Origin of the sequence: Marinobacter sp. ELB17, from assembly GCF_000169375.1 — a bacterium.
In the GTDB taxonomy this organism is placed as follows: domain Bacteria; phylum Pseudomonadota; class Gammaproteobacteria; order Pseudomonadales; family Oleiphilaceae; genus Marinobacter.
In genome coordinates this window covers 1-21,350 of record NZ_AAXY01000005.1, presented here as the reverse complement: position 1 = coordinate 21,350, position 21,350 = coordinate 1, and the positions used below count along the sequence as shown (strand labels likewise).

17 protein-coding genes and 1 pseudogene are annotated in these 21,350 nt (G+C 55.2%); 3 read left to right on the top strand and 15 right to left on the bottom strand.

What is annotated here, in order from left to right; translation table 11 throughout:
• Window positions 1-20 precede the first annotated feature (20 nt).
• The gene (locus MELB17_RS08015) at window positions 21-2,969 is read right to left on the bottom strand and encodes an insulinase family protein (RefSeq protein ID WP_007349680.1); all 2,949 of its coding nucleotides are present in this window, start codon (window positions 2,967-2,969) and stop codon (window positions 21-23) included.
• A 1-nt stretch (window position 2,970) separates the two neighbouring features.
• Complete coding sequence (locus tag MELB17_RS08010) at window positions 2,971-3,270, bottom strand: hypothetical protein (protein ID WP_007349679.1); 300 nt, start codon at window positions 3,268-3,270, stop codon at window positions 2,971-2,973.
• Between the two features lie 173 nt (window positions 3,271-3,443).
• On the opposite strand from MELB17_RS08010, the gene MELB17_RS08005 reads away from it, so the two are divergent.
• On the top strand, window positions 3,444-5,429 hold the full coding sequence (locus tag MELB17_RS08005) for an SDR family oxidoreductase (protein WP_007349678.1): 1,986 nt from the start codon (window positions 3,444-3,446) through the stop codon (window positions 5,427-5,429).
• Window positions 5,430-5,527: 98 nt separating this feature from the next.
• On the opposite strand, the gene rnt is transcribed toward MELB17_RS08005, so the two are convergent.
• Together rnt and pyrC are read right to left on the bottom strand one after the other, a co-directional pair.
• The gene (rnt, locus tag MELB17_RS08000; RefSeq protein ID WP_007349677.1) at window positions 5,528-6,172 is read right to left on the bottom strand and encodes a ribonuclease T; all 645 of its coding nucleotides are present in this window, start codon (window positions 6,170-6,172) and stop codon (window positions 5,528-5,530) included.
• A gap of 47 nt (window positions 6,173-6,219) precedes the next feature.
• Window positions 6,220-7,251, bottom strand: coding sequence for a dihydroorotase (gene pyrC / locus MELB17_RS07995; protein WP_007349676.1), 1,032 nt, complete (start codon window positions 7,249-7,251; stop codon window positions 6,220-6,222).
• A 267-nt stretch (window positions 7,252-7,518) separates the two neighbouring features.
• Here pyrC and MELB17_RS07990 point away from each other — a divergent pair, with 267 nt between their 5' ends.
• Window positions 7,519-8,436, top strand: a complete 918-nt coding sequence (locus MELB17_RS07990; protein WP_007349675.1) for a flagellar protein MotY — start codon at window positions 7,519-7,521, stop codon at window positions 8,434-8,436.
• A 63-nt stretch (window positions 8,437-8,499) separates the two neighbouring features.
• Here MELB17_RS07990 and MELB17_RS07985 read toward each other — a convergent pair whose 3' ends face one another.
• Entirely contained in the window at window positions 8,500-9,426 is a 927-nt protein-coding gene (locus MELB17_RS07985; RefSeq protein ID WP_007349674.1) for a histone deacetylase family protein, read from the bottom strand.
• 184 nt (window positions 9,427-9,610) lie between these two features.
• Between MELB17_RS07985 and MELB17_RS07980 the strand changes: the two genes are divergently transcribed.
• On the top strand, window positions 9,611-12,355 hold the full coding sequence (locus MELB17_RS07980; RefSeq protein ID WP_007349673.1) for a GNAT family N-acetyltransferase: 2,745 nt from the start codon (window positions 9,611-9,613) through the stop codon (window positions 12,353-12,355).
• Window positions 12,356-12,383: 28 nt separating this feature from the next.
• Here the strand turns inward: MELB17_RS07980 and rdgC are convergent, their stop codons facing one another.
• The 10 genes and pseudogenes from rdgC to MELB17_RS07930 form a co-directional block, all read right to left on the bottom strand.
• Complete coding sequence (gene rdgC, locus MELB17_RS07975) at window positions 12,384-13,337, bottom strand: recombination-associated protein RdgC (RefSeq protein ID WP_007349672.1); 954 nt, start codon at window positions 13,335-13,337, stop codon at window positions 12,384-12,386.
• 98 nt (window positions 13,338-13,435) lie between these two features.
• Window positions 13,436-13,636: a DUF2788 domain-containing protein gene (locus MELB17_RS07970; RefSeq protein WP_007349671.1), complete on the bottom strand. Its 201-nt coding sequence runs from the start codon at window positions 13,634-13,636 to the stop codon at window positions 13,436-13,438.
• A gap of 103 nt (window positions 13,637-13,739) precedes the next feature.
• A complete protein-coding gene (gene yaaA / locus MELB17_RS07965; RefSeq protein ID WP_007349670.1) occupies window positions 13,740-14,519 on the bottom strand; it encodes a peroxide stress protein YaaA in 780 nt (259 codons plus the stop codon).
• Window positions 14,520-14,531: 12 nt separating this feature from the next.
• Entirely contained in the window at window positions 14,532-14,765 is a 234-nt protein-coding gene (locus tag MELB17_RS07960; RefSeq protein WP_007349669.1) for a glutaredoxin family protein, read from the bottom strand.
• Window positions 14,765-15,514, bottom strand: coding sequence for a YciK family oxidoreductase (locus tag MELB17_RS07955; RefSeq protein WP_007349668.1), 750 nt, complete (start codon window positions 15,512-15,514; stop codon window positions 14,765-14,767). The genes MELB17_RS07960 and MELB17_RS07955 overlap by 1 nt, the downstream gene beginning before the upstream one ends.
• 80 nt (window positions 15,515-15,594) lie before the next feature.
• Window positions 15,595-16,260, bottom strand: a complete 666-nt coding sequence (locus MELB17_RS07950) for an HAD-IA family hydrolase (RefSeq protein WP_007349667.1) — start codon at window positions 16,258-16,260, stop codon at window positions 15,595-15,597.
• Complete coding sequence (ubiG, locus tag MELB17_RS07945; RefSeq protein WP_007349666.1) at window positions 16,250-17,014, bottom strand: bifunctional 2-polyprenyl-6-hydroxyphenol methylase/3-demethylubiquinol 3-O-methyltransferase UbiG; 765 nt, start codon at window positions 17,012-17,014, stop codon at window positions 16,250-16,252. The genes MELB17_RS07950 and ubiG overlap by 11 nt, the downstream gene beginning before the upstream one ends.
• A 61-nt stretch (window positions 17,015-17,075) precedes the next feature.
• The gene (locus MELB17_RS07940) at window positions 17,076-18,416 is read right to left on the bottom strand and encodes a TRZ/ATZ family hydrolase (RefSeq protein ID WP_007349665.1); all 1,341 of its coding nucleotides are present in this window, start codon (window positions 18,414-18,416) and stop codon (window positions 17,076-17,078) included.
• Between the two features lie 121 nt (window positions 18,417-18,537).
• Entirely contained in the window at window positions 18,538-20,718 is a 2,181-nt protein-coding gene (locus MELB17_RS07935; RefSeq protein ID WP_007349664.1) for a carboxy terminal-processing peptidase, read from the bottom strand.
• Window positions 20,719-20,907: 189 nt separating this feature from the next.
• Window positions 20,908-21,350 (bottom strand): annotated as a pseudogene (locus MELB17_RS07930) (DUF349 domain-containing protein); the annotation flags it as partial.

The following is a 21,350-nucleotide window of genomic DNA, read 5'->3' as shown; positions in this document are numbered from 1 at the left end:
CTCTGTTGTTTCAAGAGCCGTTATCCCTCTGTGACTGGCGGCTGGGCTCTGAGTTTTTGCATTTGTTCGTCTGCGTTGTCGCGATTTGCTGGCGCGGTCTGGCTTGCTTCTGGGGCTTTGTTTGCACTTACGTCTGTAATCTGGCCTTCCGAAGTGACCAGTAACGCCCGCTCACGTTGTTCCAATGCGGTGCGGAAAGTGCTTTGCAATTGCGCAAGGCTGACATTTTCAATCGCCTTGGCCAGTTGCTCGCGGGAGTCAAAGTTGCTGTTGCCGCGGTCAATTTCCTGCCAGAAACGCCCGGAGATATCGCCCAGTTGGCGGTCTTGCTCCAGTATGCCGCTGATAACGGCCTGCTTTTCCTGCTCCAACTCTTTGCTTCCAATACTTGCCAGGGCACTGGCGAAGCTTGCCATAAACTCGTCCACAGCGGCATTAATAGCCTGCGGGTTGGTGTCTGGAGATTGCACGACTAGCGCGAGCGCCGGGGTTTCCAGCATTTCGAATGATGTTGCGTAAACGATGTAGCCCAGTTGGCGCTGGGTGCGAATGTTCTCGTAGAACGGGCTGCGGATAATCTGAGTAAGTAGCCGATACTGCGCGCGCTCTGCTAGGCTGGTATTCGGACCTTGCAGGTACAAGGTGTAGCCGGCATCCGGGTGGCTTATGTCTAGATTCACGCGTGTTTCGCCTGCGGGAATCTGGCGTATGCGGCTGCGTTCTACGTTCGTGTACTGGCTGTCGGCCATGATCAGAGCCCGTGCCTGTTGGGCCATGTTCAGTGCAGACGCGGCGCTGAGGTTGCCGTGAACCAGCATGACAGGGTCCAAACCTGTCATTAGCTGTTGCTGGAAGGCTTGAAGGTCATTCAGGGTGACTTCTTGAGCGGCTTTTAGCTTGTCTTCGGTCCGCCAGACGCCCTCCAGAAGTGCGGTTTGAATATAGTCTGCAATCTGTTCACTGGGAGGATTACGGGATTCATTCACCAAGCTGTCCACAAGGTTCTGGCGCGCGATGTCAAAGCGTTGCTGGGTCAGTTCCGGGTTGGCTACCTGTTGTAAAATCTGGCGCAGCAGCGTGTTGGCTTGGTCGCTGTAGCCACCCACTCTCAGTGTTAACCCACGCAGGTGGGGGTAAATGCTGTAGTCCAGCCCGGCCAGGCGCGCGGAGTAGGCCCAGGCATTCAAGTTGGTATTCAGGGCGTCTGTCAGCAATCGCAGCAGTACAGCGTTGCGGGCGGACTCCAGTGCCAGAGGCGTGCGCAGGCTCAGGTATACGCTGGCTTTGGGGGTGCCGAAACGGGTATCCCGGGCGTACCATAGTTCAATTCCGCCACCATTATTGACGCCATCATCGGCACTGTTATTGGCACTAGCACTCAGCAGTTGTTCGGGCTGGGTCATGGTGTTGCCACTGAGCATGGCAAGGTTTTCCGGTATGAAGGGGTTGGCTTGCGGCAGCGCAAGCTGGCTGGCAAGAGCGACGTTGGCGGGTTGGTTCAATTGTTGAGCACTTAAGGGTTCCTGTTGCCACTGAGCGTTATACCACTGCGTAGCGCGAGCTTGGCCCAGATCGGGCTCGGGTTGCAGCACAAACAGCAGAAGGTTGTCGGTGGTGAGTTGCTCAAGAATTTCGCGGTACTGGTCGGGCGCGTAGCTTTCCAGCAACCAGGGCGCGCGCAGTATGTCGGCTGCCGGATAGTGTTGCAGTTGCCCGGCCAGGCGCATTACCTGGTGTATGGGGTCGCTTTTTTCGTTAAAGCGGAAATCAATGTCGGCCAGCTTGCGCATTTCTTCAAAACGTTGCTCGCTGATGCCGTTGTCGCGCACTTTATCGATGTAGGCGAACACCAGCGGAAGAATGGTGTCTTGCTGCTCCAGGCCCTGTTTGGTGAGGGCCATGGAGATTTCCAGTGTGGCGCCATCGCCGGTGTCCATGCCCAGGCCCGCCGACAGGCTTTCGGCCAGTCCCGCGCGTTTCAGCACGTCAAACAGGCTGCCAGGGCCCTCATGGCCCAACAGATTGGTCACATAGCGGGCTGGTTTGGTGCGGTATTGATCCTGCTGTGAGGCAATAGGGAATACCAGGGACATGTTGCGTATGTCTTTCAGCGACGCCACGGTCACTTTTGTGGGCAGTTGCTTACGATCAACCAAAGGCGCGCTGTGGCGCTTCTGCGTCAGTTTGCGGTCTTCGATGGCGTCAAAGCGGCCGCGCACAAGTTGTTCCAGGCGATCCAGCGATTGCGGCCCGTAAACTGCCAGGTTCATTAAGTTGGCAGAGTAATGTTGCTGCCAAAATTTGACCAGGTCTTCACGCAACGGCCGTTGTTCGCTGTTTTCCAGTGTGGTCAGGTTACCCACGGCAAACTGGTGGAAGGCGTGTTCGACAGGCGTAACCGCTTTGCGAACTGAAAAAAAGCGCCTGCCGTCTTCTTTGAGCTTGGAGCTGTATTCCGAATGCACCGCGTTGCGTTCGCGGTCTACCAATTCGGCGGTGAACAGGGGGGCGGAGAATTGCTGGGCGAAGCGGTCCAGAGCCGGCTCTAGAAATTCGGCCTGCACGTCAAAGAAGTAGTTGGTGTCCTGAAACGCGGTGAAGGCGTTGTGGCTGCCGCCGTGGCTGGCGATGAACTGCTGGTACTCGCCGGGTTCAGGATATTTCTCGGTGCCCAGAAACAGCATGTGTTCCAGGAAGTGAGACAGGCCCTCACGATCGGCGGGGTCGTCACCGCTGCCAACGGCTACATTCAAAGACGCAGCGGCTTTGTCTGCACTTTTGTCCGACACCAGTAGAACTCGCAGGCCGTTATCTAATTGTAAATAACGGTACAGATTGGCGTCGTTGGGGCTTTTTGTCGGTTCCTGGGCGGCAAGGCTGAATGAACTGGCGAATAACAGACATAAGAAGGTCAGGGCTGCTGGCCAGAATCGGTTTCGGCTTGTTGGCTGCGTCAGGTCAGGCGTCATTTCAGTGCATCCTTGTTTTGCCATGGGTCTGTGGTTGTTGATTTAAGGTTTTTCTCGCCAATTCGGCGGCTTTTTCTGCGCTGAGCTCGCCAGAGGCAATGCGTTCCAGTACTGTTGCCATAACCGCAACAGCTTGGCGCTGGCTTTTGAATTCGGCTTGAAAAGCGGTGTCTATGGCTTCGTAAACGGCCTGGATTTTCTGCTCCCGGTCGCCCGCTTTGGCGGCGGTGTCGTTGATGGCTTTCAGGCAGGCGCGAGCGATGGCAATGTAGCGCTCGGCGTTGGGATTTTTCTGGGACATGACGTTATTCCAAACAACAGATACGATGGATAGCAGACGCGGGTGTGCGTCGAAAGTTCCCGATTATCGCATTGATGGTCATGGGTTGCTAAAACATCAATGCCTTAGACCTTTATACGCAAACACTGCTATAACTTATTTTACAATAACGTAACAATTAGGGCGGATAATGCATGAATTATTTTGTAACAGGCGGCACCGGGTTTATCGGTCGGTTTTTGATAGCCAGGTTGCTGGCGCGCGGCGCTATCGTTCATGTACTGGTGCGTGAACAGTCGGTGCAAAAGCTGGCGGATTTGCGGGAGAAGCTGGGCGCTGATGAAAAACAGATCAAGGCGGTAGTAGGCGATTTGACCGCCCCGGGCCTTGGCCTTGATAAAAAAACATTAAAGCAACTGAGTGGAAAGATTGATCACTTTTTTCACCTGGCGGCCATTTACGATATGTCTGCCAGTGAAGAGTCACAGCAAGCCGCCAACATTGATGGCACTCGCGCTGCCGTGGCCGCAGCCGAGGCGCTCGGCGCCGGGATTTTTCATCACGTGTCGTCCATCGCGGTAGCAGGTCTGTTTAAAGGCACCTTCCGTGAAGACATGTTTGCCGAGGCTGGTAAGCTCGACCACCCTTATTTCAGCACCAAGCACGAGTCTGAGCGGGTGGTGCGCGACGAGTGCAAGTTGCCGTTCCGCATTTACCGCCCGGGTATGGTGATTGGTGACTCCGCTACCGGTGAGATGGACAAGGTCGACGGGCCTTATTACTTCTTCAAGATGATTCAGAAGATTCGCGGCGCACTGCCCCAATGGGTGCCCACCATCGGTCTTGAAGGGGGCCGCCTGAATATTGTGCCGGTGAATTTTGTGGCTGATGCGTTAGACCATATCGCCCACCTGCCAGACGAAGACGGCAAGTGTTTCCATCTGGTGGATTCTGACCCGTACAAGGTGGGTGAAATACTCAATATATTCTGTGAGGCGGGCCACGCACCCAAGATGGGCATGCGTATTGATTCGCGCATGTTCGGATTTGTACCGCCCTTTATTCGCCAGAGCCTGAAAAATTTGCCGCCGGTGAAGCGCATGGGTCGCGCTTTGCTGGACGATCTGGGTATTCCTGCGTCGGTGCTGTCTTTTATCAATTATCCCACCCGCTTTGATGCTCGCGAAACCGAACGCGTGTTGCAAGGCACCGGTATAGAAGTGCCCCGCCTGCCAGACTATGCACCGGTGATCTGGGATTACTGGGAGCGCAATCTGGACCCCGATCTGTTCACAGACCGCACTCTGCGCGGCACCGTGGAAGGTAAAGTGTGCGTGGTAACCGGCGCCACCTCCGGTATTGGCTTGGCGACAGCGGAAAAGTTGGCGGACGCGGGTGCGATTCTGGTGATTGGAGCACGTACCCAGGAAACGTTGGACCAAGTCAGCGCGCAATTAAACGCGCGAGGTGCCGACGTACATGCGTATCAGTGTGACTTTGCGGATATGGACGCTTGTGACCGGTTTATTCAAACCGTCAGCGAGAATCACGGTGCAGTGGATGTGCTGATAAACAATGCCGGCCGTTCCATACGCCGCTCACTGGACAAGTCCTTTGATCGTTTTCACGATTTTGAACGCACCATGCAGCTGAACTATTTTGGTTCGTTGCGTTTGATCATGGGCTTTGCGCCGGCCATGTTAGAACGTCGCCGCGGCCACATCATCAATATTTCGTCTATTGGTGTGCTGACCAACGCGCCGCGCTTTTCGGCCTATGTCGCTTCTAAAGCGGCACTGGATTCGTTCAGCCGTTGCGCCGCGGCGGAGTGGTCAGACCGGCACGTTTGTTTTACCACCATCAACATGCCGTTGGTGAAAACGCCGATGATAGCGCCCACTAAAATCTACGATTCTGTGCCCACATTGAGCCCGGAAGAGGCAGCGGACATGGTGGTGAATGCGATTGTTTACCGGCCCAAGCGCATTGCGACGCGGATGGGCGTGTTTGCTCAGGTACTAAACGCGGTGGCACCCAAGGCGAGTGAAATTCTAATGAATACCGGCTACAAGATGTTCCCGGATTCGATGCCTAAAAAAGGCAAAGAGGTAAGCGCTGAAAAGGGTGCATCCACCGATCAGGTGGCATTTGCAGCTATTATGCGAGGCATTCACTGGTAGCAAACACTGCAGGGTGAATTCACTGGTAATAAAAAAGCGGCGGTGCATTGGCACCGCCGCTTTTTTTCATTCTGCAACTTTTCAATTCTGCAACAATACTATTCGAAAGGCGGGGGTGGAAAGCCCCCAAGTTCCTGCCAGCGATTCACGATACTGCAGAAAAGGTCGGCGGTTTTTTCCGCGTCGTAAGCCGCAGAGTGGGCCTCTTTGCTGTCAAATGGAATACGAGCCAGTTTGCAGGCCTGGGCCAGCACTGTGTGGCCATAAGCCAGGCCGGCCAGGGTGGCGGTATCAAACGTTGAAAACGGATGAAACGGATTTCGCTTGATGTCTGCGCGCTCGCTGGCGGCGAACACAAAGTTGTGGTCGAACGTAGCGTTGTGCCCTACAAGAACTGCACGCTTGCAGTCGAAGGCTTTCATCGCTTTGCGTATTGGGCTGAATATCTCACTCAGGCCTTCGCGCTCCGGCACCGCTTCACGCTCTGGGTCCCACGGATCTATGCCGGTAAAGTCCAGCGATGACTGCTCGAAATTGGCGCCTTCAAACGGGTCTATCTGCTGCAGGTAAGTTTCGCCACGGTGCAGAAAGCCGTTTTCGTCCATGGTGACCATCACCGCTGCTATTTCCAGCAAGGCGTCTTTGGCGGGGTTGAATCCGGCCGTTTCAACATCTACGACAACAGGAAGAAACCCGCGAAAGCGACGGGACATGGGGTGCGTTTGGCTGTTTTCTTCGGTCACTCAAACTCCAACGATGGCGCTATGTGAAAAGGTAATGTAATGAAGGATTACGCCAGGCGCCAGTAAATGGTTTCACCGGCGCTCAATGGCACGATGCTGCCACCGGCTAGCGGCAGCTCATCAGGCATGGTCCAGGGCTCGCGTACCAGGGTTATGGTGTCTGTGTTACGCGGCAGGCCATAGAAATCGGCACCGTTGAAACTGGCGAAAGCTTCGAGTTTGTCCAGCACGCCCAACTCTTCAAACACTTGTGCGTACAGGCTGATAGCACCAAACGCTGAGTAGCAACCGGCGCAGCCGCACGCCGTTTCTTTGCGGTCTTTGGTGTGGGGCGCAGAATCGGTACCCAGGAAAAACCGTTTGTCGCCGCTGGCCACTGCTTCACGCAGCGCCTGTTGATGGCGATTGCGCTTAAGAATAGGCAGGCAGTACAAATGAGGCCTAATACCACCAACCAGCATGTGGTTGCGATTGTACATCAGATGCTGGGGTGTGATGGTGGCGGCCAGATTGTCGCCCGGGTGTTGGCGCACGAAGTCGACGGAATCTGCGGTAGTGATGTGCTCTAAAACCACTTTCAAGGTTGGAAACGCCGCCAGTGTAGGCGCCAGAACTCGCTCTAGAAATACTTTTTCACGATCAAAAATATCGATGTCGGCATCGGTCACTTCGCCGTGCACCAGCAGCAGCATGCCGCAATCGGCCATGGCCTGAAGTGCCGGAAAGATGTTGGCTACATCGGTTACACCGGAATCTGAGTTGGTGGTCGCTCCGGCCGGGTAAAGCTTGGCAGCGACTACGCCATGGGCCCTGGCTTGTCGCACGCATTCTGGCGTAGTGGTTTCGGTCAGATACAGGGTCATCAGCGGTTCAAAATGGCTGTTGCCGGCCGCGTTGCGAATACGCTCGCGGTAGGCCAATGCCTGGTCGGCAGTGGTCACCGGCGGTACCAGATTGGGCATGATAATGGCGCGGCCAAATACCGCAGCGGTCGCGGGTACCACGTCATTCAATATGGCGCCGTCACGAACGTGCAGATGCCAGTCGTCGGGGCGGGTAATCGTTAGTTGCTGGGTCATGATTGCGAGCCACTCATTAAAAAACCGATGCGTTTTAAAAACGTGAAAGATGCAATGCGCAAAAGATACGCGGCGGCGCCGAAAAATTCGCTGAAGTATAACAGAAGGTTGTGCGATTTGTTTTACTGAACGGGTCGCGATGGTAACGGCCACATTATAAAAATGGACGGTGACCTAAAGATGCAAAGCGACTGGCCGATACTTAAGGTAACCGAGCGTTGAACGGCCAACCCGTGTGGCCACGAAGACCCCTAAAGGTAGTAATCGATGACGTTGCGAACGCAATTGTTAACCCGTTGTTTGCCGGCAGCCTTGATGGTTTGCCCTTTACTGAGCGCGCCTGCGCTGGCAACAAGCTTTGGCGCGGGTATCGAAAACAGCCAGTGGTATTTGACAGAATCGGTCTTTGAGTGTGCGCTGGTACACGAGGTGCCCGGCTACGGCCGCGCAACTTTTCGCCACCGCGCGGGTGAGAGCCTGTTGTTTTCGCTGGAAGCCGACACGCCGCTGATGCGCCCCGGCAGGGGAATGTTGGTGGCCGAGGCGCCAAGCTGGCGCCCTGGCGTTGCGCCGCGACCACTGGGCCTGGTTACGGTTCCGGAAGGTCGCAGTGCGGTCGTATTAAGCGCTGGCCAGAGTATGCAGGTTGCGTATGGCTTGCTGGACGGCCTCTCGCCGACGCTTACCCGGCAGTCCTGGTTCAATACTCAACCGGTACGGGTGCACGTGTCGAACATCAACTTCGCTTCGCCCTTTCAAGGTTATCGCGCCTGTGCGGGTGGTCTGTTGCCGGCCAATTTGGATCAGTTACAGGGTTCGCAGATTCTGTTTTCTTCGGCCAGTGTGGCATTGAGCGACGCTGACAGGCGCAGCCTGGATAAGGTTGTGGTCTATGTACTGGCCGATTCAACGGTGACTAAGGTATTGGTGGACGGTCATACCGACAGAAGGGGAAGCCGGATTGACAACCGGAAGCTGGCGCAAGATCGCGCCGATGCGGTGGCGGGCTACCTGAAAAGCCAGGGTGTTGAGGAAAGCAGAATTACAGTGCGCGCCCACGGTGACCAATTCGCGGCTTCCGGAAACCCGGCGCAAAACCGGCGCGTTGTTATTCGCATGGAGCGTGAGGGCGATAGCACACAATGGCAGCAGGCCACCGCCATATCTGAGCCTGGTGCTGGTTGATGGCCGGTTAATTAAGCAGGCTAATGGCGGCGGTTAACAGCGGCGCGCAAGGCTTGCTCTGATTCATTTTACGGCGTGCAGCACCTCCAGATGGGTGGCTACGCTTTCCGCCAGGGCCTTTAGATGATACCCACCTTCCAGCGACGAGATAATCCGGTCGTTGGCGTGGTCTTTGGCAACGCTGACCAGCATTTCGGTCAACCAGCGAAAATCCTCGGTTTCCAAATTGAACTCGCCCATCGGGTCCAGCTTGTGGGCATCAAATCCGGCAGAAATCAGCACCAGCTGTGGTTTGAAGTTCTGTAGGCGTTTCAGCCAGCCAGCTTCCACGGCGTGGCGATAATCCAGTGCTGAGCAATCCGCCGGCAGTGGAATATTAATGATGTTTTCAGCCTGGCGGTGCACATGAGTGTGCGGGTAAAACGGGTGCTGGAAACTTGAACACATAAGAATGCGTTCATCACCGCCGACAATGTCTACGGTGCCGTTGCCCTGGTGAACATCAAAATCAATAATCGCAACCCGTTCCAGGCGATGGAAGCTCAGTGCACGCATGGCTGCCAGGGCCACGTTGTTGTAAAAACAGAAACCCATGGATTTACTGCGTTCGGCGTGATGGCCAGGTGGGCGGGCGCACACGAACGCATTGGTGACCTGGCTGCTCATCACCATATCAACCGCCTGAATGTTGGCGCCGGCCGCCAGGCGCGCAGCGCGCAGGGTATCGGGCATCATCGCGGTGTCTGGGTCAGTGAACACGCGGCCACGGGTTGGCTGCATCATGTCGAGCTGCTTTAGATAGCTTTCCGGGTGAACAATCAGCAGTTGATCGCGGGTAATTTCATCCGGGCGAACGTAGTCAAGATCCTGGTTGAGCGCGGTGTCTGCCAGGTAACTCTGAATGGCGGCCATGCGCTCAGGGCGTTCTGGGTGCTCTGGGCCCATGTTGTGTTTGTTGCAGTCGTCGTGGGAAAAAAAGGCCGTGGTCATAATACGTTGGCTGCCCCGCTGGTTTATTGTATTTTTTTTATCATATCAGGAAAAAATCGGTTGAGGTTTTTCTTTGGTCTAACCTTAATCCTGGTCAAAATTGCGCCAATTGACGTTTTACATCAATTAAACAGCGCCTAAGATACACTGATTCTTGTGATCCCGATTACTAAGGAGCCTGCGCTTGAGCACTCGATACCTGGAAAGCCTGTTTAATCCTGAGTCTATAGTGGTGGTGGGTGCTTCTGAACGGGCTGACAACCTGGGCGGTATGGTTCTGCGCAACCTGCTGGGCGGCGATTACCCTGGCAAGCTGCTGGTTCTGAACCCGAGCGATTACGACAACGTGCACGGCGTGGCCTGCGCTAAAAGCGTTGCCGACATGCCGTTCGTACCAGAACTGGCGATTATTTGTACGCCGCCGAAAACCGTACCGAAAATGATTCGGCGCTTGGGCAAGGCCGGTGCGCGTACCGCCATTGTGATGACCGGTGGTATGTCGCGCAGCCACAGCAAAACCGGCCGGCCATTGATGTATTCGGTACGGGACGCCGCTCGTGAAAGCGGAATTCGGGTGCTAGGGCCCAACACCATCGGGCTGATGGTGCCGGCACGTAAGTTGAACGCCACCTACGCCCACATGGGGGCTATTCCGGGCCGGGTGGCGTTTGTTGGCCAGTCGGGCACCATTGCCAGCGCGGTGCTGGATTGGGCCTTTGCCCGCGGTGTCGGCTTTTCGTATTTTTTGACTCTGGGCGATGGCATGGACATCGACCATGACGATCTTATTGATTACCTGGCCCAAGACACGCGCACTCGCGCCATTTTACTGCACCTTGAGAACGTGCCGAACCCGCGCCGTTTCATGTCATCGGTGCGGGTGGCGTCGCGCACAAAACCGGTTATTGCCTTGAAGTCTGGCCGGGTGCCGGAATCAGAATGGTTCGTTCACGAACTGCCGGCCGGCATCAAACACAGCGACCCTATCTACGAGGCCATGCTCAAACGCGCCGGTGTGCTGCGGGTAGACGGCCTGGGACAGATGTTTGATGCCCTGGAAACACTGACGCGCATGAAGCCCCTGCGCCGCGAATCGCTGGTTATGATAGCCAACGGTGTTGGGCCAGGCGTGCTGGCAGTAGACCGTTTGGCGTATCTGGGTGGAGAGCTCGCCACGTTATCGGAATCGGCCATTGAGGCGCTGGCAGAGCTGTTGCCACCGTATTGGACGCGTCGCAATCCTATTGACTTGGGATACAACGCGTCGCCGGAACTTTACGCCAAAGTACTGAAGATTCTGTCGAAAGAACCGGAGCTTGCGAACGTGTTAGTGATGTACGCGCCAAGCCTGACCGGCGACAGCCGCGAGATTGCCAACTCGGTGATCCAGGGCATAAAGGGCACACGGCTGAACGTGTTTACCTGCTGGCTGGGCCAGAGCACGGTGATGGATTCCCGCGAGGAGTTCTATCGCGCCGGCGTGCCGTCGTTTTTTAACCCGGAAAAAGCGGTGATGGCGTTCATGCAGCACGTACGTCATCAGCGGGTGCAGCGCCTGCTGACAGAAACCCCGGAGTCGTTTACCGATCATTTGTCAGACCACAGCAAGACCCGCCGGGTGATCGTAAACGCGTTGCATGCCGGGCGTCATTATTTAACCAATGAAGAAGCGCGTGGCGTGCTGAGTGATTACAACATTCGCGCCATAGACACGATATTTTGTGACGATGTGGATGAGGTACTGGGGGCATTTTCGGTAGAACGCCGGCCCATGGATATTACGCTGGTGCACGAGCAGGCCTGCCATCCGTTTCAGTCCTACAGTCCCAATCAGAAACGCTACAACTGCACCATGCCCAAACTCAACAGCGAGGCCGCCATTATTGAGGGCTGTCAAAGCCTGTTGGAGGAATACGGCAAGCATTTCCCGGAAAGCGGTTTCCTGGGTTTTGCGGTGCAGTTCTCCTATCAGCATGTGGGCGGGATTGAGTTCAGCGTGGGCATCACCCGTGATGCGCTGTTCGGGCCCTTGGTCGTGTGCGGTGCTGCTGGCGCCCAGATCAACGTCATGACCGACCGGCAGATTGCATTTCCGCCGTTGAATATGGTGCTGGCGCGCGAGCTTTTGCGGCGCACCTATATGTATAAGCTTTTGAAAGAGCACAGTCTGAAACCGGAGCACGATATTCGCGCTGTGTCGGAAACCCTGGTGACTCTGTCGCAAATTGTGATCGACATTCCGGAGATTCAGGGGCTGGAAATTTCGCCGCTGTTGTTTAACGACGAAGGCGCGGTGGCCGTTAATGTGGCAATCAACCTGTCTGACAAACCAGGTAAACCGATCATTCAGCCTTATCCGCGGGAGTTTGAGGAGTGGATAGTGCTGCCAAGATCCGGCCGCCGTGTGATTATTCGGCCGGTACTTGCAGAAGACGAGCCTGCCCACCGGGCGTTTCACGAACTTCAGTCACCAGAATCTATTCGCTATCGGTTCTTCCAGTATCGCAAGCATTTTTCCCGCGAAGACGTGGCGCAGATGGTGCAGATCGATTACGACCGCGAGATGGTGTTCATTGCCAACGCGCCCCGCGAAGACGGCGAAGGCGAGGAAACCCTGGGCACCGTGCGCACCTGGACAGACGCCGATAATTTGCGCTGTGAGTTTGCGGTGATGGTGCACGACAAAATGAAGGGCGAAGGTTTGGGCAAGACCCTGATGGGGAAAATGATCGACTACTGCCGGGCCCGTGGCACTGCGGAAATGGTGGGGGATGTACTGCCAGACAACCGGCCCATGCTGAACCTGGCCGAGCATCTGGGCTTCCACATCAAGTTCAATCAGGATGAGGAAGTGATGGACCTGAGCCTGGTATTGAACGAACCTGAAAAAGACTGGCAGAGAGAAAGGTTAAACAAGGGCGGCCACTGATCTTCAAATCACGCCGTCCGCTGTGGGGTTACTCGCTGACCGGGGCAGGGCGGTTTTCACCATCGATTAAAGCCGAACGATCTTCGCCGCCCAGGGCTTCGAGCAGCCCTGGAATCAGCTTTGCGAGTTCCAGGGTCATCAAACTAAAACTGGCGTCGAATTTTGCCAGGGCGTCGTCAGCGTCAACGTTTTCCAGCTGTTCCTGAAGGGTTTCGCCGAACTTCAGGCGGCGAATGCCCAGCTCTTCGTCGAGCACGAAGGACACGTTGTCGTCCCAGGTAATAGCCAGCTTAGTGACTTGCATGCCGGCCTGAAGGTGGTTTTGAATTTCATCCGCCTGCAAGTTCATACCTTTGCAGCGCACAACGCCGCCGTCTTCCGCTGGGTCTTTTAGTTCGCATTCATCGCCCAGCTCAATTTGTGCCGGTAAATCAATGGATTCGTCCAGCCAGCCAGTAAAGGTGAAGATGGGCGCCTGTTCCACGGCGGGTGGCCGCACGGGCAATGAGCCGATGCTTTTGCGCAGCGCCGATGCGATTTCTTCGGCCTGTTTGGCCGAGCCTGCATCCACCACCATCACGCCATCTTTCGGTGCCAGATAGGCAAAACTGCGACGGTTTTTGGAAAACGCCTGGGGCAGCATTTCCAGCATGACCTGCTCTTTCAGCTCGTCTTTTTCCTTGCGGCGTACTTTGCGGCCCTGATCGATCTCAATGGCTTCGGCGCGCTCTTCCATCAGTTCCTTAATCACGGAGCTGGGCAAAATCTTGTCTTCCCGGCGCAGTGCAATCAGATGATAGCCGTTGGCGCTGTGCACCAGTGTCTCGCCGTGTTTGCCTAGTGGCGCTACCCAACCTTGGCGTGTGGTTTCTTGAGGCCCGCAGGGCTTGAACGTGTCTGCCTGGAGCTTTTCTTCCAGTTCATCCGTGGTGATATCGAAGGGTTTGGTAAAACGAAAAACACGGGCATTGCGAAACCACATACTGGAAGCATCCTTGAGTCAAAAACAGATCGTGCACGGGTAGAAAATAAAAAGCAGACGCTGAACTGTAAAAGGTTCAACTGTAGTAGATAGCGCTGTTATATCTGGATGACTTCAACCAGCACGGTTTTGATGACAAAACCCAGTACGCCCGCACCCATGATAGTAAACATCATAAAGGTGCCGAATTTCCCCGCTTTGGATTTTTTGGCCAGATCCCAGACAATAAAACCCATCCAGATTACAAGACCAGTCAGCAGAACGGCCATGGAGATTTGTGAGAATACTGCTTCGTTCATAAACAGACTCCTTAGAAGTTTAAAATCAGCGATAGAAAATTGTGCTCCGGCTGGAAATACGCCAAGCAAGGAGTATTCACGCTTTACCTACCAAGGCGTAACGTTAGGCCTTGGTTTGCTCCTCGCGCAGGAAGATCCAGTTGTTGGCATCAGACTGCTCGGGGCTGAAGTAGTAACCATCAAGGTCGAACTTTTTCAGGTCTTCGGCTTTGGTAATGCCATTTTGTATGGCGTAGCGGCACATCAGTCCGCGGGCCTTTTTGGCATAAAAACTGATGATTTTATATTGGCCGTTTTTCTGATCTTTAAAATTGGGGGTGATCAGCCGTCCTTCAAGGTCTTTTTTGTGCACTGCTTTGAAATATTCGTTAGACGCCAGATTAACCAGTACGCCGTCGTCGTCATTTAGCAGGCGATTGACCTCTTGAGTGATGGTATCGCCCCAGAACGCATACAGGTCTTTACCGCGCTGGTTTTCAAATTTTGTGCCCATTTCCAGGCGGTAAGGCTGCATCAGATCGAGCGGTTTGAGCACCCCGTAAAGGCCGGACAGCATGCGCAGGTGCTTCTGCGCGAACTGAAATTCGCTGTTACTAAAGCTTTCGGCATCCAGCCCGGTGTAAACATCGCCCTTGAACGCAAGAATGGCCTGGCGGGCATTGCTGGGCGTGAACGGTGTGCTCCAGTCGCTGAAGCGTTTGGCGTTCAGCTGCCCCAGCTTGTCGCTAATGCCCATTAGGTTGCTGACCTGGTGCGGTTCAAGTTCTTTTAGCTGGTCAATCAGCGCCCGTGCGGGCTCTAGAAAGTCGGGCTGGGTGTGGTCTTCGGTTGCCAGCGGGCTTTGATAATCCAGAGTTTTCGCAGGGGAAATAACCATCAGCATGTCAGGCAAACCTCATTGTAAAAAGCTAAGAAGCTGGTTTTGGGTAAATGGCCAGCTCAGTTCATTGCCGGTGTCGCTGCGGCGTAAAACTGGTATGCGAGTGCCGTAGCGGGCAACCAATTGCTCTGATTGGGCAATATCCACCACGTTCACGGGTATTGGCTGTGGCGTGGGGGTGTTGGCCAATAGCGCCTCTGCAAGCTCACACAAGTGGCACTGGTCTGTGGTGTAGAACAACAGCTCCATTATTTTGGCTGAGCGTCTAGCTGCTGGCCGTTAATTCCTGCGCTGTCACGGCCCATCAGGTACAGGTAGATGGGCATTAATTCTTCCGGTGCCCGGTTTTGCTGGGGGTTTTCCGCCGGGTACGCGTGGGCTCGCATGTTGGTGCGGGTAGCACCCGGGTTCAGGGTGTTAACGCGAATGTTATTCCGCTCGTCATCGAGCTCATCGGCCAGTAGCTGGCTCAACCCTTCTACCGCAAATTTCGATACTGCATAGGCACCCCAGTAAGCCCGCGCGGAACGCCCTACGCTAGACGAGGTAAAGATCATCGATGCATCACCGGATTTGCGCAGCAACGGTATCATCGCACGGCTTAGCAGGAACGGCGCCATGCTGTTGACTTGCATCACCTTGGCCCACTTTTCCGGGTCAGACAGTTCCACCGGACTACGATCGCCCAAAATAGCGGCGTTGTGCAGCAGGCCATCAAGTTTGCCGAAATTGTCTTCCAGGGTCATTGCCAGTTCTTCGTAGTCTTTCATGGCGGCGCCATCAAAGTTCATGGGAACGATGGCGGGCTTTGGATAACCGGCGTTTTCAATTTCGTCGTACACAGATTCCAGTTTAGACACGGTGCGGCCGACCAGTATCACCGTTGCGCCGTGGGCGGCGTAGGCAATAGCCGCTGTGCGGCCAATACCACTGCCGGCGCCGGTGACCATAATAATGCGATCTTTCAGTAAGTCGGCGGGGGCCTGGTAATTCTGCATGACCTGTCTCCATTTAGGGCAAAAGTGCACAACAAAATCCGACAGGTTACTGGCCCGCCGGTATCGGTAAGTAATGGGAACTATTGTAACAGCTTTGCGAGTTCGCTGACGCTATCGACGGTATAGTGAGAACCCCATAGATCCGCCTCTTCAGGCTTTTCGATATAACCGTAACGCACGGCGATGGTGGTCATGCCGGCGTTCATACCGGCGTCTATGTCGCGCTGGTGATCGCCTACGTAAATAGCCGTTTGCGGCTCTACATTGACTTCTTTGCAGGCCAGAAACATGGGTTCCGGGTGAGGCTTGCGCTGGCTGACGTGGTCTGGGCAAATTAAGGTGCCACAGCGTTCCGCCAGCCCCAGGGCGGCCACCACGGGCGCAGCGAAACGCACCGGTTTGTTGGTCACTATGCCCCAGGGAATAGCCCGCTGCTCCAAATTGCGCAGCAAGCTGTCCATACCTTCGAACAGGCAGGTGTCTATGGTCATGCCCTGTTCGTAAAGGTCTAGAAATTCGGTGTGTTTCTGTTGGTAGCCGTGATCGTTCGGCTCTAGCCCAAATCCTACACGAACCATGCCACGGGCGCCGTTTGACACCATGCAGCGAATGTACGGCACTGGCAACTGGTCAAGGCCATAGGCAGTGCGCATGCGGTTTAGAACACGGACAAAGTCCGGCGCGGTGTCAATCAAAGTGCCGTCCAGGTCAAACAGCACCGCTGAAGGATTCAGTTCAGGCTTCACGGCTATCCTTTGCATGCATCATATAATTGACATCGACATTGCGGCCAAGCTTATACACTTTGGTCAACAGGTTGTAAGTCATTCCGGTCAGTTCACGAATATCCAGGCCGGCATTGCGCAGGTGGTCTGACATTTCTGACGGGCGAATGAACTTTTTCCATTCGTGGGTGCCTTTTGGCAGCAGGCTCAACACGTATTCGGCCCCAATAATGGCAAATAGAAACGATTTCGGGTTGCGGTTGATGGTGGACACAAACAGATGGCCGCCGGGTTTTAGCAGGCTGGCGCAAGCGCGAATGACCGAGCCCGGATCTGGCACGTGCTCAAGCATTTCGAGACAGGTAACAACGTCGTATTGGCCTGCGTGCTGTGGGTCTCGGGCCATTTCTTCCACGGTAATTTTCTGATAGTCGACTTGAACACCACTTTCCAGCCCGTGCAGGCGCGCCACGCTTAGCGGTGCTTCGCCCATATCGATACCGGTCACGTGGGCGCCACGGCGGGCCATGCCTTCTGATAGCAAGCCGCCGCCGCAGCCAATGTCGATGACTTTTTTACCAGGCAGAGACACGCGTTCGTCGATGTAGTTCAGGCGCAGCGGGTTGATGTCGTGCAGGGGTTTGAATTCGCTGCCGGGATCCCACCAGCGGCTGGCCAGGGCCTCAAATTTGGCGATTTCGTTACGATCCACATTGTGGTTCAAGTTGGAATCTGAAGAGTGATCTGAATTACGGCCTGGGTTAGGAGTCGTCATGTTTGCCTGCCTGGTGATGCGATTTAAATACGGTTACATACAGCTGGCCGTGCTGGCTTTTTTAGCCGGCCTGATAACGGCCAATGCGTTCGGCCCAGTCTGCCACACGCAGCATGAGGTCGGGCACATCAATGCGTGTTAGTTCGCCATTTTGTATCTGGGGCACTCCGTTGATCCAGCTGTGGCTGACAGCGCGACCGTGCAGGCTGTAAACCAGGTGCGAAGCAGGGTTGTACACTGGCTGTAAAAACGGGTCGCTAAGATCAACGGCAATGATATCGGCGCACTTGCCGGCTTCCAGTGAGCCCAGATCCTGTTCCCGGCCCAGGGCTTTTGCGCCCTGCAAGGTGGCCATACGCAGTGCCTGGTGGGCAGAAAGCGCGGCAGGGTCACCGGCCAGATGTTTGGCCATCATCGCTGCGCTACGCAGCTCGCTGAACAGGTCAAGGTCGTTATTGCTGGCAGCGCCGTCGGTGCCTATGGCGACATTAACACCGGCCTTGCTCAGGCGCTGCACGGGGCATTGGCCGCTGGCCAGTTTCATATTGGATTCCGGGCAGTGAACAACGTGGGCGCCGCTGTGCAACAAGTGTTCAAGGTCGCTGTCATCAACTTGGGTCATGTGCACGCACTGGGTGTTTGGCCCCAGCACGCCCAGCTGCGCCATTCGGCTGACTGGGCGCTGGCCTGAGTGCTGTTCGGCGTTCTGCACTTCTAGCGCGGTTTCGTGCAGATGGATCTGTAATTTTACGCCGGTCTTTGTTTGCAGAGCCACGGCGCGAGCCAGAGTGTCATCATTAGCGGTGTAGGGCGCATGGGGGCCTATGGCGGGCATAATGAATTCATCGCCCTGCCAGGCGTTGATCAACTGCTCGCCCTTGCGCAGGTATTCTTCCGGGCCACTGCCCCAGCAGGTGGGAAAGTCTAACAGCGGAAAGCAAATTTGTGCACGCATGCCAACATCAGCGGAGCATTGGGCGGCAATTTCCGGGAAAAAATACATATCCGAAAATGTGGTGGTGCCGGTGCGCAGCATTTCAGCCATGGCCAACTGGGTGCCATCGGCAACAAACTGTTCGCACACAAATTCGCCCTCCAATGGCCAGATGTGGTCGTTCAGCCAAGTCATTAGCGGTATATCGTCAGCTACGCCGCGGAAAAGCGACATGGCGGCATGGCCGTGCAAATTGATTAGCCCTGGCATCAGCACATGATGTGGCAAATTCAGGGTTTCGCGAGTGCGGTAATGAGTGTCGGCCTCGGCTTGGGGCAATACGGCAACAATATGACTGCCTTGCACAATCACCGCGTGGTGATGCCAAACCTGATCTGCAGGTTCGATGGGAATCACCCAGCGGGCGTTGATACGGGTATCCGCTGCGATAATGGTCTCTGCCGTCATGAATCAGCCTTTCGGGCGGGGCGCAGTTAACCGTGCACCGGCAATAGTATTTGCGCCTTGGCGGCAGCGGTGTTGAATTCCATCGCAGCCGCCAAGGCGCATACGTTCGGTTTGAACCTGGTCAGAGCTCGGTTGACGCCCGTGCAGTTTGTGCTTTGGCCGTCAGGGGCGAGCCCATCGCCGGCAGCGCGGCCGTTCGACGGTCCAGCTCAAGCATGTCCGCCATAATTTCGCCGCCTTCGCGGATAACAAAATCCGTTTCTTCATCATTGGAGTTCAGGTCGGCGGCCTGCAGGTCCTGCCAGTCGTCCAGTTCTTCCATTGTGTCGAATGGCGTTTCGCCGAGCAGTTCACGGCGGGCGTTGGCAATGGTCAGCCGGGTGCGTTCGATTTGTTTATGCTGTTGCTGGCGTTCGTCCATATTCAGGCTGACGGAGTTCTGCTGGCGTTGCTGCTTCAGAAAGTCGATTTCCTGTTGTAGCAAGCTAAACTCGGGGCTGGCTTCAAAGCGCTTATCGTGGCGCAGGCGCAGCTCGTCAATTATATTGCTGAAGTCAAAATACTGGGTGTGATCAACAGCATCAATTTGGTCCCAGGGCAGGGCGCGGTCCAGCGCATCTTCCCCAATAAGGCTATTATCGATGCGCGACGGAATTTCGATGTCGGGCATAACGCCTTTATGCTGGGTTGAGCCGCCGGAAACCCGGTAGAATTTGGACTGAGTGATTTTCAGCTGGCCGTGATTCAGCGGCCGAACTGCTTGTACAGTGCCTTTGCCGAAGGTTTGGGAGCCCACTACCAGGCCGCGGCCATAATCCTGAATAGCACCTGCAAAGATTTCAGACGCGGATGCGCTCATTCGGTTTACCAGCACCACCATCGGCCCTTTGAAGGCAACCTCTGGGTCTTCATCGTTCAGAATCTGCACGTCGTTATTAGCGTTGCGAATTTGCACGGTTGGGCCGCTGTCTATAAACAATCCCACCAGATCGTTGGCTTCGTGCAGGGCACCACCGCCGTTGTTTCGCAGATCAATGACTAATCCTTCAACACCTTCAGCCTCAAGCTCCTCCAGCAGACTGCGCACATCGCGGGTGGTGCTTTTGTAGTTGCGATCGCCGGCCTGCATGGCCTGGAAGTCGGCGTAAAAGGTAGGAATGGTAATGGCGCCGACCTTATAGGTTTCACCGTTGCGATCGAGCTCTATCACTTTTTTGCTGGCGCTCTGTTCTTCCAGCTTGACCTGATCGCGCTTGATAGCGATGGCTTTGGTAATGGTTTCATCGGCCGCGCCAGACGGAATGACTTCCAGTGTGACCACGGAGTCACGCGGCCCGCGGATTAGATCGACCACTTCATCCAGACGCCAGCCGATCACGTTGACTGGCGTTTCGCCTTCTTGGGTGACCGATACAATCCGGTCTGCGGGTTGTAACTGGCCTTGCTGAAATGCCGGGCCGCCAGGAACCAATCGCACCACCTTGGTGTATTCGTTGTCTCCTTGCAGCACGGCACCTATGCCTTCCAGCGAAAGGCTCATATTAATGTTGAAGTTTTCAGAGGTGCGTGGTGAAAAATACGATGTGTGTGGGTCCCACATGCCGGCGAAGGCGTTCATGTAGGCCTGAAACGCATCTTCGCTGCGGGCTTGGTAAGCACGTTTGAGCTGGGCTTCGTAACGCTGCCGCAAAGTGTCTGTTATGGCGTCGTCGTCGCTACCGTTCAGGCGTTGAGCCAGCACGGCGTTTTTTATGCGTTTGGTCCAAAGTTCGTCTAGCCGGGCACTGTTAGCGACCCAGTCGCTGTCAGAACGGTCTAGCAAAATGCTGTCGTTACTGCCGAAGTCTAAGGTGCCAACGCTTTGGTCCAGCAGGTTCAGAGCAAAATGCAGACGCTCGATGATCCGTTTTTGCACCAGATTGTAAATATCGAATCCCGGCTGCAACTTACCGGTGCGCAGGGCTGAACCCAAGTGATCTCGAATATCGACGAAACCGTCCAGATCGTCTTGGGTCAGGTAGACCTTCTGGCCGTCCAGATATTTCAGATAAGTGTCGAAGATGTCGCCAGACAAATCATCGCTAACCCGCAAGTCGCGAAAATGGGTGAACTGCAGTTGCCTTGCAATCAGTATGTTAGCCCGTGCTTGATCAATGGTGGGCGCAACTGGCTGATAGCTTTGGAGCGACTCGCTGCTGGCGACGGCCCCGAAAGACACGGAAAGCGAAATCGCGAGCGCCAACGCTTTTACGGGCTTGCTGCGGGCTACGCGCTGTGAGCACAGTCTTTCCACAATGGACATAGAACCTACCTAACCGAGTTAAATGCTGGTGGTCGCGGTTAAGGTGTTCAACCAGCGACCCGTTTAATGATTGTAGGCAAGCGCTACACGCCTGGCTATAGATGTACCGTTGCGCCAGGTGACAATCTATTCATCACTATTACGGCGCAAAGGTGTATGCGGATGATTATGTCTGCTGGCGCAGGAGCCTTAAACCAAGCTTTCAAGCGCATTCACCATGCGTTGCTCCAGTTCTTTGGAGGCCGCGGTGGAAGCCGGAGCCAGGCACCATAATGCCACCAGCTTTTCGGCATCGGTGAGTGGACTGGCCGATTGTTCGGCAGCACCAATGCTTTGCGCCAGGCGCTGCACTTGAATCTCCAAGCGCTTACGCTGGTCTGCTGCGGGTGATGGCTGATCGGCGAGTATTTCGGTACGAATAGCCAGTTCCTGAAAATCGATAGGCTGATCGAGCTGATTAAATTTTGTCCATTCCAAGGGAACGTCGGTTCTATCGATAGGAGCTTGGCCGCGGGCTTGAATGCATCCGGTCCATTGTTGCAGGCGAGCGACCAGTTCCTGCCGCTGTTTGGCCGTGTGCAAGCGCTGGCGCACATCGTTGTAGCGGTCGCGAGTGCTGGTAGACAGCGCCT